Annotated in this window: 11 protein-coding genes; 4 read left to right on the top strand and 7 right to left on the bottom strand. The window is 51.2% G+C overall.

The genetic code is table 11. The features are described 5' to 3' along the window. Positions 1-5: 5 nt before the first annotated feature. Positions 6-2,081, top strand: coding sequence for a TonB-dependent copper receptor (locus G535_RS0104475; RefSeq protein WP_051206954.1), 2,076 nt, complete (start codon positions 6-8; stop codon positions 2,079-2,081). Between the two features lie 3 nt (positions 2,082-2,084). Here G535_RS0104475 and G535_RS0104470 read toward each other — a convergent pair whose 3' ends face one another. The 6 genes from G535_RS0104470 to G535_RS0104445 all read right to left on the bottom strand — a co-directional run bounded on the left by G535_RS0104470 (position 2,085) and on the right by G535_RS0104445 (position 9,094). Beyond that, on the bottom strand, positions 2,085-2,498 hold the full coding sequence (locus G535_RS0104470) for a YchJ family protein (protein ID WP_026860971.1): 414 nt from the start codon (positions 2,496-2,498) through the stop codon (positions 2,085-2,087). Next, positions 2,498-3,676 carry a 2-methylaconitate cis-trans isomerase PrpF gene (gene prpF, locus G535_RS0104465; protein WP_026860970.1) on the bottom strand — a complete coding sequence of 393 codons (1,179 nt, stop codon included), beginning with the start codon at positions 3,674-3,676 and terminating at the stop codon, positions 2,498-2,500. The genes G535_RS0104470 and prpF overlap by 1 nt, the downstream gene beginning before the upstream one ends. Positions 3,677-3,678: 2 nt before the next feature. After that, on the bottom strand, positions 3,679-6,282 hold the full coding sequence (gene acnD, locus G535_RS0104460) for a Fe/S-dependent 2-methylisocitrate dehydratase AcnD (protein ID WP_034727628.1): 2,604 nt from the start codon (positions 6,280-6,282) through the stop codon (positions 3,679-3,681). Between the two features lie 15 nt (positions 6,283-6,297). Further along, on the bottom strand, positions 6,298-7,422 hold the full coding sequence (gene prpC, locus G535_RS0104455) for a bifunctional 2-methylcitrate synthase/citrate synthase (RefSeq protein WP_026860968.1): 1,125 nt from the start codon (positions 7,420-7,422) through the stop codon (positions 6,298-6,300). 106 nt (positions 7,423-7,528) lie between these two features. After that, entirely contained in the window at positions 7,529-8,407 is an 879-nt protein-coding gene (gene prpB / locus G535_RS0104450) for a methylisocitrate lyase (RefSeq protein WP_026860967.1), read from the bottom strand. 3 nt (positions 8,408-8,410) lie between these two features. Continuing rightward, positions 8,411-9,094, bottom strand: coding sequence for a GntR family transcriptional regulator (locus G535_RS0104445; protein ID WP_026860966.1), 684 nt, complete (start codon positions 9,092-9,094; stop codon positions 8,411-8,413). Between the two features lie 267 nt (positions 9,095-9,361). Between G535_RS0104445 and G535_RS0104435 the strand changes: the two genes are divergently transcribed. Genes G535_RS0104435 through G535_RS13825 form a run of 3 tightly spaced genes read left to right on the top strand, consistent with a single transcriptional unit; the run spans position 9,362 to position 13,954 of the window. Beyond that, on the top strand, positions 9,362-9,943 hold the full coding sequence (locus tag G535_RS0104435) for a YceI family protein (protein ID WP_034727623.1): 582 nt from the start codon (positions 9,362-9,364) through the stop codon (positions 9,941-9,943). A gap of 3 nt (positions 9,944-9,946) precedes the next feature. Then, a complete protein-coding gene (locus G535_RS0104430; protein ID WP_026860964.1) occupies positions 9,947-10,405 on the top strand; it encodes a GNAT family N-acetyltransferase in 459 nt (152 codons plus the stop codon). 45 nt (positions 10,406-10,450) lie between these two features. Continuing rightward, complete coding sequence (locus G535_RS13825) at positions 10,451-13,954, top strand: sensor domain-containing protein (RefSeq protein WP_051206953.1); 3,504 nt, start codon at positions 10,451-10,453, stop codon at positions 13,952-13,954. Here G535_RS13825 and G535_RS0104420 read toward each other — a convergent pair. Beyond that, a complete protein-coding gene (locus G535_RS0104420) occupies positions 13,947-15,971 on the bottom strand; it encodes a BCCT family transporter (RefSeq protein WP_026860963.1) in 2,025 nt (674 codons plus the stop codon). The genes G535_RS13825 and G535_RS0104420 overlap by 8 nt on opposite strands. Positions 15,972-16,023 lie beyond the last annotated feature (52 nt).

Here is a 16,023-nt window from a genome sequence, read left to right as displayed (position 1 = left end):
AGCATATGTCCAAACATTCTGTGCCTGCGTGCAAGCAAACCCTGCGCGCAGCGAAAACCCCTGTAGCACTCGCGGTTGCAGCAATCTATAGCCTTGTACCCGCGCTGGTTGTTGCACAAGAAAAGCAACAAGAGCCCGTCGAGCATATTGTCATTACCAGTGAGCAAATGGTGTCACCAAGCGTGGTGGTTACCGATCCCAAACAGCCGCGACAACCGTTACCGGCCAATGATGCGGCGGATTTTCTCAAGACCATTCCCGGCTTTAATGTGATCCGCAAAGGCGGCGTCAGTGGCGATCCGACCTTCCGGAGCATGGCAGCCTCACGCTTGACCATTATGAGCGACGACAGTCTCGTACTCGGTGGCTGTAACAGCCGGATGGACCCACCTACGGCGTATATTACGCCGCACAATTATGATGTGATCCGTGTCATTAAAGGCCCGCAGTCGGTCCTCTACTTGCCCGCGCAAGCGACCGTGCTCTTTGAACGGGAAAACTATCGGCTAACCGAGACCACCTTACGGGGTCAGCTAGGAATGACGTGGGCGCGCTTCGGCCGCTTTGATACTGAGCTTGATGTAACTGCAGGCACCACTGATGGTTACGCACGGGTGACCGCGAACCAAGCCCAAGGCAATGATTACAAAGACGGTGATGGCAAGGCCATCAATAGCCAATATCAACGCTGGAGTTATCAAACTGAGTTAGCCTGGACGCCAACGGACGACACCAGTGTGATTGTCAGTTTTGGTCGCAGTGATGGTGAAGCCGCCTATGCCGACCGGAGCATGGACGGCGCCCTGTTTGACCGTACTTCAAAAGGCCTCAAAGTACGTCATGACGATCTCACCAACTGGCTTAAACGCATTGAGTTCAGTGTCACCGATACTTACGTTGATCATGTCATGGACAACTACAGTTTACGTGATTTTAGTCCCAGCATGATGATGCCAAACCCCAGTGCCATGAACCCTGATCGCGATACCCAAACCTATCGCCTCACCGGCGAACTCAGTTGGGCACCCGCGTGGCTGGCCGTCGTCGGTGTTGATGCGAGTGATAACCAGCACAGTAACCGAATGAGCATGAATCAGCCGCTGATGCCCTACCAAGCGAAACCACGGCTCCCCGATGCTGACTTTGCACAGCAAGGCCTGTTTGTTGAAGTCACCTATCAACCGAACGCCGCACTGCGCTTGCATGCTGGGCTTCGACAAGATCGTTGGCAAACCGAAGATTTGCGCGCCATGCTGATGAAAACCATGCAACAAAAGGTTGTTAACCCTACCTTCGGAGCGACGCGAGACGAACGCTTACACAGCGGCTTTGTCCGAGCCGAAGTGCAACAACAGGCACATACACTGTACATGGGACTCGGTCATGCCGAACGTTTCCCTGATTACTGGGAACTCATTGGCAAAGCACGCGGGAGCGAAACCAGTGCGTCAGCCTTTTTCACCGACATTGAACGCACGGATCAACTCGATCTTGGCTGGCTTTATCGCAGCGGTCAGTTGAATGCCGAGCTTGCGCTCTATTTTGGCGCTATCGACAACTTCATTTTGTTAGAGCAACAAAGCATGATGGGGCCAGAAACCGTGCGTAACATAGATGCGCAGATCTGGGGCGGTGAAGCCAGTCTCGGTTATCAATGGACCGAACAGCTGCACCTGCAAGCAACCCTCGCCGTCAGTCGCGGTAGTAACATCACTGATGCGCGCGACTTAGCCCAACAAGCGCCTACCGAACTACGTTTCGCGGCGGATTATGAGTGGCATGATTGGCGTCTCGGCGCCTTGTGGCGATTGGTGGATGGACAGGATCGTTTTGCCCCGAAGCAAGGCACCATTGTTGGTTTAGATAGTACGGCGACCGCCGGATTTGGCGTGCTATCGATCAACGCCCAACGCCAGCTTGCGCAGGGTTGGACGTTACATCTCGGGATCGATAACCTGTTGGATAAAAGCTATCAGGAGCATTTGAGCCGTCAAGCCAGTGCGATTCCTGGCTATGTTGCCAGCGAACGCGTTAACGAACCGGGCCGCGTGGCCTGGGCTCGTGCCACTTATAGCTTCTAACGGCTAGCTTTCGGTGTGGCCGCTGAGGTAATACCAGCGGCCATTTTCACGCACAAAGTCAGAGACTTCTTCGTGTTCACCTACTTCACCGTCGATTTGAAAGTAGGCACAAAAATGCACTTGCGCCTTATCGCCTTGCTGTTCGGCACCATAGATGTCCAATTGTAGCCACTTAGGGTTTCCCTCAAGCGTCAAGGGTTGCGGACAGGTCGATGGATGCCACGTCGCCACCAAATAGTCCACCAACTCCAACGCAAAAGCACTGTAGCGCGAACGCATCAGCAGCTCAGCCGTTGGTGCTGGCTTGACCGCATCTTTGGCAAACTCCGGATGAAAACGCCCACAGCATTTGCGGTACAAACCGCCACCGCAGGGGCATTTTTTCGGTGCTTTAAAGCTCGTAGTTGTCGACGTCATTAAAAACAATCACCCGGTACGCGCACCCAGCCTTCCATCAGCACCCGTGCGCTGCGGCTCATGATCGCCTTGGTGACCGTCCATTCACCGCCCTGTTGCGCCGCTGCGGCGCCCACTTGCAAGGTGCCCGACGGATGACCAAAACGAATCGATTGACGCTCACCACCACCGGCGGCAAGGTTGACCAAGGTCCCCGGCACGGCCGCTGCAGCTGCAATCGCCACCGCTGCTGTACCCATCATGGCGTGATGCAATTTCCCCATCGACATCGCCCGTACTAACACGTCAATGTCGCTGGCATGGATCTGCTTGCCACTGGAGGCAAGGTAATCTTGCGGTGGCGCAACAAAGGCAATTTTCGGAGTGTGTTGACGCTGCGCAGCTTCGGCAACATCAGTAATCAACCCCATTTTTACCGCACCATGTGCCCGTAGGCTTTCAAACTGCTGTAAGGCTTGCGGATCTTCGTTGATAACCCCTTGTAGCTCAGTACCTTGATAACCAATCTCAGCGGCATTCACGAAAATCGTTGGAATACCGGCATTGATAAAGGTCGCCTGCAAGGTACCAAAACCCGGCACCTCAAAGCTATCCACCACATTACCGGTGGGGAACATCGCGCCCTCACCGGCCGCTGGGTCCATAAACTCAACTTGGACTTCCGCCGCTGGGAAGGTCACACCATCGAGCTCAAAGTCACCGGTTTCTTGGACTTCGCCATTACACATCGGCACTTGCGCAACAATGGTTTTTTCAATATTGGCTTGCCAAATACGCACGGTACAAATACCGTCTGCAGGCACCTTAGCAGGGTCAATCAAGCCATTGCTGATCGCGAATGAGCCGACTGCCGCCGTTAAATTACCGCAGTTGCCGCTCCAATCGACAAAAGGTTTGTCGATGGCCACTTGCCCAAATAGATAGTCGACATCGTGATCAGGCTTTTGACTGCACGACAAAATGACCGTTTTGCTGGTGCTTGACGTTGCCCCCCCCATACCATCGGTATGTTTGCCATAAGGATCTGGGCTACCGATCACCCGCAACAGCAACGCGTCACGCGCGGGTCCAGGCTGCTGTGCAGCTTCCGGTAAGTCCTCAAGGCGGAAAAATACGCCTTTTGAGGTCCCGCCACGCATGTAGGTGGCGGGAATTTTGATTTGCGGAGCAAATGCCATGATTAGTTTGCCTCTGCTTCTAAGAAGTCTTGCGCGAAGCGCTGCAACACACCGCCTGCTGAGTAAATCGAAACTTCTTCAAAGGTATCAAGACGGCACTTGACTGGCACTTCCAGCACTTCACCGTTATCACCACCACGATGAATCACTAAGGTCATGGTCGCGCCTGGCGCAATCTCACCCTTCACATCGAAGGTTTCGGTGCCATTAATGCCCAGGGTTTCACGAGTGGTGCCCGCTTCAAATTCCAGCGGCAACACGCCCATACCAATCAAATTGGTGCGGTGAATACGCTCGAAGCCTTCGGCGACAATACATTCAACACCCGCCAAACGTACACCCTTGGCTGCCCAGTCACGCGACGAGCCTTGACCATAGTCTGCGCCGGCAATAATGATCAACGGTTGCTTGCGCTCCATGTAGGTTTCAATAGCTTCCCACATGCGGACCACTTTGCCTTCTGGCTCCACGCGCGCCAGTGAACCTTGGATCACCGCACCCTGCTCATCCCGCACCATCTCGTTAAACAGTTTCGGGTTGGCAAAGGTTGCCCGTTGCGCCGTTAAATGGTCACCACGGTGCGTTGCATACGAGTTAAAGTCTTCTTCTGGCAAGCCCATTTTGGCAAGGTACTCACCAGCAGCACTGTCCGCCAAAATGGCATTCGATGGTGACAAGTGGTCGGTAGTGATGTTGTCCCCGAGCACCGCCAATGGACGCATGCCCTTGAGCTGATTCTCGGTTGCCAACGAACCTTCCCAATACGGCGGACGACGAATATAGGTACTCATTTCGCGCCATGCGTACAATGGATTGTTCTGCTCACCGTAATCAACCGACAGGCTGAACATAGGGTCGTAAACTTTACGGAACTGCTCTGGCTTCACTGACGCTTTCACGATGGCGTCAATTTCTTCATCACTTGGCCAGATGTCTTTCAAGGTAATAGGGTTACCATCAGCATCAAACCCAAGCGGATCTTTTTCGATATCGAAACGAATGGTTCCGGCAATCGCATACGCAACCACCAATGGTGGTGACGCTAAGAAGGCTTGTTTCGCATACGGGTGAATACGGCCATCAAAGTTACGGTTGCCCGACAACACCGCCGTCGAGTACAGATCACGCTCAATGATTTCTTTCTGGATCTTCGGATCTAGAGCGCCACTCATACCGTTACAGGTGGTACAAGCAAACGCGACCACGCCAAAACCGAGCTGTTCAAGTTCAGGCAAAAGCTGCGCTTCTTCGAGGTACATTTTGACGGTTTTTGAACCGGGAGCCAGCGAGGTTTTCACCCATGGCTTACGCGTTAAGCCAAGCTTGTTGGCATTACGCGCAATCAAACCCGCAGCAATCATATTGCGTGGGTTACTGGTATTGGTACAGCTGGTAATCGCCGCAATAATACAAGCCCCATCAGGCATCAAATCGTCTTCTTGGGTCACTTTGCCGGCGATGCCACGCTTCGCCAGTTCTGACGCCGGTAACAACGCATGCGGATTGGATGGTCCTGCTAAGTTACGCGCGACACTGCTCAAATCGAACGTCAACACGCGCTCGTATTCGGCGCCCGTCAAGCTGTCTGACCACAGGCCAGTCTCTTTGGCAAACTGCTCCACCAATTGCACCTGTTCGTCATCACGACCGGTCAATTTCAAATAATCGATGGTTTGGCCGTCGATATAAAACATCGCAGCAGTAGCACCATATTCAGGTGTCATGTTGGAGATGGTGGCACGATCACCTACGGTAAGTGCGTCCGCACCTTCGCCGTAAAACTCTAAATAAGCCCCAACTACACGTTCGCGACGCAAGAATTCCGTCAAAGCCAAGACCAAGTCCGTACCGGTAATGCCTGGTTGCAATTTGCCGGTGAGCTCAACCCCAACAATGTCTGGCAAACGCATGTACGACGCACGGCCTAACATCACGCTTTCTGCTTCCAAACCACCCACACCCACGGAGATGACACCAAGTGCATCGACCATTGGCGTGTGACTATCGGTACCGACACAAGTATCTGGGAAGGCAACGCCGTCACGCACTTGTACCACCGGCGACATTTTTTCCAGATTGATCTGGTGCATAATGCCGTTGCCCGGAGGGATCACATCAACGTTTTTAAATGCCGTTTTGGTCCAGTTAATAAAGTGGAAACGGTCATCGTTGCGACGATCTTCAATGGCACGGTTTTTCTCAAACGCATCTTTTTCAAAACCCGCGTGTTCCACCGCCAATGAGTGGTCGACGATTAACTGGGTCGGCACCACAGGGTTCACTTTCGCAGGATCACCACCTTTCTCGGCGATGGCATCACGCAAGCCCGCCAAGTCAACCAATGCGGTCTGTCCTAGAATGTCATGACACACCACGCGCGCAGGGAACCATGGAAAATCTAAGTCGCGCTTACGATAGATCAACTGGCTCAACGCGTCGGTCAGCTGTGACGGCTCACAACGACGGACGAGGTTTTCCGCAAGAATGCGTGAGGTATACGGCAGTTTGTCGTAAGCACCTGGCTCGATGTCGTTGACCGCTTGACGCGTGTCGTAGTACATCAGCGAGGTACCGGACAACTGCTTCCGGTACGCTTCATTAAACATAATCAACTCCTTCGCTTAGCGTTCGTTCAACGCTGGCACTGGACGTGGCTCTGGACCAGTATAATCGGCACTTGGACGGATAATACGGTTGTTCGCGCGCTGCTCTTTCACGTGTGCGGTCCAACCGCTGACGCGTGACATGACAAAAATTGGCGTAAACAATTCTGTGGGAATACCCATAAAGTGGTACGCCGAAGCATGGAAAAAGTCCGCATTCGGGAACAATTTCTTCTCGCGCCACATGACTTCTTCACAACGTACGGAGACGTCATACAAACGCGTATCGCCATGCTCATCGGCAAGCTTCTTCGACCAAGCTTTGATGATGTCGTTACGTGGATCGAATTCACGATAAATCGCGTGACCGAAGCCCATGATCTTTTCTTTGCGCTCGAGCATGCCCATCAAGGTTTGCTCAGCGTCATCAGCATCTTTCATGTTCTCGATCAATTCCATCGCTGCTTCGTTCGCGCCACCGTGTAAAGGACCACGCAATGAACCAATGGCACCGGTCACACATGAGAAAATGTCTGACAAGGTTGAGGCACACACACGCGCAGTAAAGGTTGACGCATTGAACTCATGCTCTGCATACAAAATGAGTGACGTGTTCATGACATCGGCATGCAACTGCGAAGGCTTCTCGCCATGCAACAATTCAAGGAAATGCGCGCCAATCGAGTCCGCGTCGGTCTCAGTTTCGATACGCTTGCCGTGATGGCTGAATTGGTACCAGTACAGCAAGATGCTTGGGAAAGCTGCCAGCAAACGCTCAATTTTGTCATCCGCTTCACTGAAGTCATGCTCAGGCTCAATATTGCCGAGGAATGAACAACCGGTACGCATCACATCCATCGGGTGTGCGTCTGCTGGAATACGTTCCAACACATCTTTCAAACTTTGTGGCAAGCCACGTAACTTGGCCAGACGTCCTTTATAAGCGGCCAGCTCATCGGCGTTTGGCAACTCACCGTGCGCCAATAAATACGCTACTTCTTCAAAGCTAACTTTGTCCGCCAATTCTTTAATATCGTAACCATAGTAGGTCAAACCAGAACCGCTTTTACCAACGGTACATAATGCTGTTTCGCCAGCGACTTGTCCGCGCAAACCCGCGCCACCTAATTTTTTATCAACCATGTCTCTGCTCCTTCGTTATTCGTTATTTGCTGCTTGTTGCTTGTTCTTTGATTTGCTGCTTTTTTGTTTTTTTCAAACAGCAAGCAGCGAGCAACAAGCAACGTTCTTATTTATTAAACAACTGATCGAGTTTTTCTTCGAACGCGTGATAATTCAAAAACTCATACAATTCCGCGCGCGTCTGCATGCTCTCCACCACAGCTTTTTGATCGCCGTCGGCGAGCAAGTGCTCGTACACATTCAGTGCCGCTTTGTTCATGGCACGGAACGCACTCAATGGATACAACACCATCTCGACACCAACGCCTGCCAATTCGGCTTTGTTGAACAATGGCGTGGCACCAAATTCAGTGATGTTGGCAAGCACAGGTACGTTCAACGCTTGGGTAAACGCTTGGTATTGCTCTAAGGTGTGCACCGCTTCAGCAAAAATCGCATCAGCACCGGCCTCAACACAAGCTTGCGCACGGGTGATGGCTGCTTCTAAACCTTCTTGTTGTAACGCATCGGTACGCGCCATGATCAAAAACTGGTCATCGGTACGCGCATCAACAGCGGCTTTCACGCGATCGACCATTTCTGTTTGGCTAACGATTTCTTTGTTTGGACGATGGCCACAACGCTTTTGCGCAACTTGGTCTTCAATGTGAAAACCTGCCGCGCCAGCGCGGGTCATTTCTTTAACAGTGCGGGCAATATTGAACGCGCCACCCCAACCGGTGTCAGCATCAACCAACAAAGGTAAGTCCGTTGCGCCGGTAATACGGCGAATGTCTTCACAAACGTCATTCAACGAGGTCATACCTAAGTCAGGTAAACCGAACGACGCATTCGCAACACCTGCGCCAGAAAGATAAAGTGCTTTATGACCGACTTTTTCAGCCATCATTGCCGTGTACGCGTTAATCGTACCGACAATTTGCAGCGGGCTTTCAGTTTGAATCGCTTGGCGTAACTTGGCGCCAGCACTAACAATGTGACTCATAAATTAATCCTTCTCTGCTTGCAGTTGTTGTTCAATATTACGACGTGATGCACTGATATGACGACGCATCAATAAGTCCGCCAACTCACCATCACGATTCGCGATGGCCGTTAAAATTGCTTTATGCTCGTCAAAGGCACGGGACACACGCGGTCCATTCATACCCATCTGTACCCGATACATACGCACCAAGTAGTACAACTCGTCACAAAGCATATTAATTAAATAGGGATTCTTGCTGCCTAAGATGACACGATAATGAAAGTCGAGATCACCGGCTTCTTGATAATAACTCTCACCTTCACGCACGCGCTGGCTGGATAGGTGTTGGTCAAGCAGTGCCGCCAACTCTTGCACTTCATGTTCTGGCATTTGTTCTGCGGCTAACCGACAGGCCAACCCTTCCAGCTCTTCACGTAACTGGTACAAGGCAATCAAGCCTTCGGGTGACAAGGTCACCACGCGCGCCCCAGCATTTGGTGTACGTTCGATAAGGTGGCAACGCTCCAAGCGCGCCAGTGCCTCGCGTAATGGTGCCCGACTGACATCAAAACGACGCGCCAACTCAGGTTCACTAATTTTACTGCCGGCCGGGATGCTACCTTCGACAATCGCAGATTGAATTTCATACAAAACGCGATCAGAAGCTGTAATTGCACGGCGTAGGAGATGCGGATGTGTACTCAAAAGGCTTCCTCATCAATGGGCTGAAACACCAAGATTGTCGACATATTACGCCTTTTGACGGGCGCCATCAACAATACCAGCATACATTGTCGACATGTTACCCATAATCCTTAGAAATAAACTGTTCAAATTTCTGCACACTTAACGCTACATCGCGAGGGAATAAAGGCTATGTAAAGTTTCAACGCTGCCATCAAATTGAAATGACCACGACTAAAGATGTTGCTAGTATTGAGCGCCTAAACCCCGAACCGAGAAGAGGTGTATATGTTTAAACAATTGCTATGTTCAACGGTGGCTCTGATGGCGAGCCAAGCTGCCCTTGCCGACACTTGGCAACTCAATAGCGAAAACGCAGAACTGTATTTCGCTTCAGTGAAAAACGATACCGTCGAAGAAACCCACCGCTTCACCAGCATCACGGGTACGCTTGAGGACGGTGCCTTGAGTATCAGCATTCCACTAAGCAGCATCGACACCACCATTCCTATTCGGAATGAGCGGATGTTGGAGCACTTGTTTGATGCGAGTAAGCACCCAGCAGTCACGGCTACAGCGACATTACCAGAAGCGTTATATGACACCAGCAACGCACCAAGCACCCAAGTTGCCACAGTACCACTAGCGCTAACCATCGCTGGCGAGACCATTACTGTCGAAGCTGCGGTACAAGTGACCCACTTGAACGAAACCACCTTGCTGGCGACCACCCGTCAACCGATCTTAGTTAACGCCAAAGCGTTTGACCTTGTTGCAGGTATCGACAAGTTACGTGAGATTGCTGGACTGAACGCCATCGACTATGTCGTGCCAGTCACCTTTTCTGTGCAGTTTGAAAAAGAAGATTAACTCATGACATTGCGTTTTCGTACTGCATCCACTGCGGATGTTGCTGTGCTGGCTTCACTCGAAGCCAGCTTCTATCCAGATGATGGATACCCTGCCCCAGTCTTCTTTCAAGCTATTCACCAGTGGCCAGAATTACTTTACGTGGCAGAGGTTGAAGCGCAAGTGGTGGGCTACTGTATGGGAGCACCAGGCACGCAAGCGGGACAAATTTGGTTGATGTCTTTACTCGTTGGCGCATCACAACGCGGCCAAGGCGTTGGTGCTAAGCTTTTGCAAACATGGTTGCATGAGGTCCAGCAATTGGGGTATCACAATGCCTGGTTAAGCGTGTCACCAGCCAACCCTAAGGCGGCAGCACTTTACCAAAAACACGGCTTTAACATCGTCGCAGAGGAACAAGATTACCTCGGCCCCGGTGAAGACCGTTACATCATGCAGCGAAACGCGTTGACCCACGCCTAACGTTGCGCCTACTATAAAGACAAATGAAAATCATTAACAACAACTATGCTCTATCGCCGTAGTCTTGCTTTATCGCTCGTCAACGTCACTTTGTTTGTGACCATTTGTGCCACCTTTGTGTTTGGTATTCTCGGCGTTGCTGTGAATACCTATACCCAACCTGCAACGGCGTTTGAACGGATTATTTCGTCAGCCTCGGCCATTGTAGCGCTGGCGACGGCCATAGCGCTCTTTGCGCAAGCCGCGAAGCGCAGGGTGTTACAAATTAGCGCTGCGCTGTTGGTGATTGTCATAGCAACGCATAGTTTGTTGCTTCATTTATCTATCGACAGCCTCTTTCAGCTGGAGTTTTTGGGCTATCTGGATGCTTACTTTTATCCTCCCGTAGCCAGCACCTTTGTGCTCCTCGGTTTTGCCCTACTGCTGAACCCGCGACACATGTTGCAACGGCGCTGGCTACGCGCAGCTTCATGCATTCTACTGGTGATGGCGATCACCGCCTGCGCCCTTCACTTTGTGGACGACGGCTTCGCCTACTTAGGTCCGCATCCACCAGTTACCTCGTTAGCTGCGGTGATGTTATTGCTGGTAAGTTTATCGTTGTTTTTGGTCTCGGCCCGGCAACGTCTGTTCTTCCGTGTTGAGAACACGCCAGCGACCTGGCTTACCTTTTTCTTTATTGCGTTGATCTGCGGTATTTGGTACCACCAAAGCTTGGCGCAAATCAAAAGCATCCGCCACGAAGCGGTCGACACCATCGAAAAAGTCGCCAAAGTTCGGCAGCAAACCGTTGCGGTCAACGTTCAAATTCTCAACCGCCTACGGGAACGCTGGCAGCAATTTGATATTTCGCCACTTGCTGAAGCGGCGCGTTTTGATAGTGCCAGTTACCTGCGTGATATCCCGCATTACTTGGCAATTCATATGCTCGACAAATACGGGCGACCGGTTTGGCAACAGCAAAGCGACGATCAACGCGACTACTTGCGCCAGTTGAACCAACCTGAAGTACAAAATTGGTTGATGTCAGCCCCAGAAGATATCGCCATGCTGGTACCGAGCACCGATTTTCGTAGCAATGCCAAACCGCTCGGCTTTATTCTCATGCCGGTCGGCTACCAAGCCGACGAACACTACTCACTGCTGGTGGTGGTGGACTTAATGCAGCTGTTAAGCCCTGAAACGCGGTTACTACCTAGCTTCTTAAAAATTTATGTGGGCCATGATGACGAGCGCACCATGAGTTTTGATACCAGTAAGCCGCGTCATCGCAACGAACTTTTAGTCGCCAGCGCGACGGTCAACCTGCCACACACAGCGCCATTATTGCTGACGGTGAGCTTGTATTCGTTTGATAACCTTTCCAACGCCTCAAACTTACGGATGATCGTTGCCTTTTTAGGTTTTATGTTCTGTATTTCGTTTTTAGTGGTAGCGCAACAGAATCGTCAGTTACAACAGCATAGTTTGCGGCTTAAAAATGCCCAGCGCCGTATGCAAGAACAACAACGTGACCTGCTGGTGAATGAACAACAATTTCGCTCGCTGTTCACCTTCCACCCTGACGCAATTTATTCGCTTGATACTGAAGGTACCATCATCAACGCCAACCATGCGGTGTTCTCAACCTTGCAGCATGACCCTGAACAAGTGATTGGCAGTAACTTCGTTGAGTTTCTTCACCCGGAAGATGTGGCGCACGCACAAGCCAACTTTAAAGCATCCTTGAACGGTGAGTCGGTGCAATATCAACTGCGTGTCTACAATTCTCAGAAAGCATTGCGTTTTATTGATATCACCAGCTTGCCGATCAAAATCAACGGTGCCATTACCGGTGTTTTCGGTATCGCCAAAGACACTACCGCACAGCGCCAACAAGACGAACGCCTGCATGTACTGGAACGTAGCATTCATGCCAGTACCAATGGTATTGTCATTTCCGATGCCCAGCATCCAAGTAGCCCTATCACCTACACTAACGAAACCTTCCAGCGCATGACTGGCTACAGCGCCAAAGAGCTCGAAGGTCGATCGTGCGACTTCCTTATTGGTCCGCGCACCAACCCGGCAACTATCGAAGCGATTGGTAGCGCACTAAATAACTGCACCGAGTACACCGGCGAAGTACGTCATTATCGCAAAGACGGCACCTCGTTTTGGGATGAATTACAACTGGCCCCGGTGGCGGATAGCAAAGGTACCATTACGCACTTTATTGGTATTCATCAAGACATTACCGAGCGTGTGGAAGGTAAAGCACAATTGGCCTTCCAAGCGGAACATGATGCCCTAACACAATTGCTCAACCGTAATTCATTTGAACGGCGCCTCGCGACCACCTTACACAAAGAGCAGAAAAATGGCTTGTCGTGTTTCTGGGCCGTCTTATTCATTGATTTAGATAGCTTCAAACCGGTCAACGAAGCGATGGGACTTGCCTCCGGCGACGAGGTGTTGAAACAGGTAGCGCAACGCCTTAATGACGCGCTCGAGCCGCCCCACTTCATGGCACGCTTTGGTGGTGATGAGTTTGTCGTTGCGCTCAGCATCAAAGAGCTCATTGAAGCTGAACGCATTGGTAATCATTTACTTGAGCTGATTGCAGAGCCCTATGAGATTCGCAAGCAAAAGGTCTATATCACCGCCAGTATTGGGGTTTCGTGCTACTGCTCGGCGGCGCAATCAGCGGTCGATCTGATCCAACAGGCCGACCGCGCGATGACCATGGCGAAGCGCCAAGGTCGCAACCACCTATGTTTCTATAACCGCACGCTTGAGCACCATCAACGCGTTGATGTGCACCTGCGGAACCAGTTTCAACAAGCGATTGACCAAGAGCGCCTGCAACTGTTCTATCAACCTATTGTGCACCTTGCCAGCGGCAACATTGTCGGCGTTGAGGCACTCATGCGTTGGCAGCTGAATGATGGCAGCTTTATCGCTCCGGACAAGTTTATCCCGATGGCCGAGGCCACCGGCCAGATTATTCCAGCCAGCCAATGGGCTTTTAGTCGTGCCTGCGAAGATTTACAACGCATGCGTGAAAAACATCCTGATTTGCGCGTGGCAGTCAACTTGTCAGCGCTCCAGTTTCACCGTGCGAACTTCTTCGACAGCATTCTCGACACCGTCGCGTCGTACGGCCTAAGCAACAATAGTATTGAGCTTGAGCTGACAGAAACGATTCTCATGGACGATAGTAAGCATGCCGTCGCGTTAATCGAGAAGTTCCGTGATGCAGGTTTCACCATGGCGATTGATGATTTTGGAACCGGCTTTTCGAGCTTGAGTTACCTGAAGCAATTACCTGTTAGCAAGCTCAAGATTGACCGCGCGTTTATTCAAGAAGTCTGTCAAAAATCTAGTGATGAAGCCATTGTACGTGGCATTTTGGCAATGGCGCGGCAATTAGATATTGCTGTGGTCGCGGAAGGTATTGAAACCGCCGAGCAAGCGGTGCGCCTGACAGAACTCGGCTGTGAGTTTGGGCAAGGCTACTTCTTTGCCAAGCCCAAACCATTAGACGAACTGCTCGACGACCTTACTTAAGGTCGTCGTCATGTTCTTGTAAATCCCACGGCAAACTGCCCGGCGAGATATGCATGAATTGCAGGTAGTTTTCGAATTGATTGATCACATCGTTGATGAGATCGCCCGGTTCATAGCCATACACATCATAGGCTTGACCGCCCTGACGTAAGAACACTTCGGCGCGGAAGTACTTCTTGTCCTCACGCTTGTCATCGACCATCGCAAACTCTGGGCGCTGATAGGCACGTAAGCGAACTTCATAGTTAAACTCGACCTCGCCTTCGCGCTGAATGGTGAGAATGGCGCGAATGTTCTCTGCATCAAACTCCGTATCGGTTTCCCAATCATGGCGCTGTAATTCTTTGGCGACATCATGGAAGCACTCGATCACCGTGTGCTCGATAAAGGTGCGCACTTCTTTTTGATGCGGAAAGTCCACCACCCCTGCCAAACGTTTTTTCCAGTAGCCTGGTCCTGCATGCACGCCACGACGGTGGGTGCGCATGGCACTTTTCAAACTGGCATGCTGATGCCCTTCGATGACCAACGCGCGCCACATCCCAAAGGCAGCCACTAAAATCACCACCGCAAAAGGTAAGGCACTGGCAATGGAGGCGGTCTGCAAGGCGCCTAACCCTCCTGCCAACAACAGCACCCCAGCAACGATGCCCTCAGAACTCGCCCAGAACACCCGTTGCCATACCGGCGTATCAGTACGTCCGCCAGAAGCAAGGGAGTCGATGACCAAAGAACCAGAGTCCGATGAGGTGACAAAGAAGGTAATGATTAACAGCACCGTCGCGAACGACAGGATACTGGTCAGCGGTAAGCGCTCATAGAGCTTAAATAGTGCGATGGCTTCATCGTTTTGCACTTCGGAGATAAGCGTTGTGTAACCTTCGTTCATGATCAGGTTGAGCGCCGTGTCACCAAACACACTAAACCAGAAAAAGGTAAACATTGTCGGTACGAACATGACCCCAAACACGAATTGACGAATGGTTCGGCCACGACTGATTTTGGCGATAAACAAACCGACAAAAGGTGCCCAAGCAATGGTCCAACCGAAAATAAATAAGGTCCAGTTGCCAATCCAGTCACTGCGTGAATAGGCTTGCAAATTAAAGGTTCGCTCAACGATATTATTTAAGTAAGCGCCGGTGTTTTGCAGGTAGGTTTCCAGAATATGAACGGTTGGGCCGGCAAAAAACACAAACAGTAGAATAAACAACACCAAGGTCATGTTGAGGTATGACAGCCGTTTAATCCCTTTGTCCATGCCCGCAACCACGGACATGATCGCAAACACCGTAATCACGGCAATCGCAATTAACTGCACAGTGGTACCTACCGGAATTTCTGGCCATAAGTAGTTCAGACCAGCATTGATTTGGATCACCGATAAACCGAGGGTAGTGGCGATACCAAACATGGTTCCGAGTATCGCGAAGGTATCCACGGTATGCCCGGCAACGCCATGAATGCGCTCACCAATCAACGGATAGAGCGTTGAACGCATCGATAAGGGTAAGCCGTGGCGAAACGAGAAGTAAGCCAGCACAAGGCCAACCAGACCGTAGATCGCCCAAATATGAAAGCCCCAGTGAAAATAAGCAATTTGCATGGCTTGCTTCGCGGAGTCGACCGTTTCGGCGGCGCCCACTGGCGGACTGGAATAGTGCAGCACAGGCTCGGCCACACCAAAGAATAATAAGGCAATACCATAGCCAGCCGAGAACAGCATCGCGAACCAGGCCGGAAAACTATACTCGGGTTCAGCATGGTCGGGACCTAGTTTGATGCGGCCCCACTTTGAAATTGCGACGCTGACGATAAAAACTAAAAATATCGCCACGGCAAGCATATAAAACCAACCAAAGTCAGCGGTGATCCATGCCAGCACATCACTGAACACTTCACCTGCTAATTTGGGGTTCGCTAAGGTGCCAATCACCAAAAGCGCAATTACGGCAACCGCCGGAAAAAATACCGGAACTAGGATAGCAGAATTCCACTTCCTACGTTCAGTCATCATCAACTCCTTTGTTATATTATTGTGCCTTATTACCCTACGGGGTGCGCAGCCT

Origin of the sequence: Pseudidiomarina sediminum DSM 21906, assembly GCF_000423165.1 — a bacterium.
Lineage (GTDB): Bacteria > Pseudomonadota > Gammaproteobacteria > Enterobacterales > Alteromonadaceae > Pseudidiomarina > Pseudidiomarina sediminum.
Note: the sequence above shows the minus strand (reverse complement) of the source record. Positions and strands in the feature narration are given on the sequence as shown.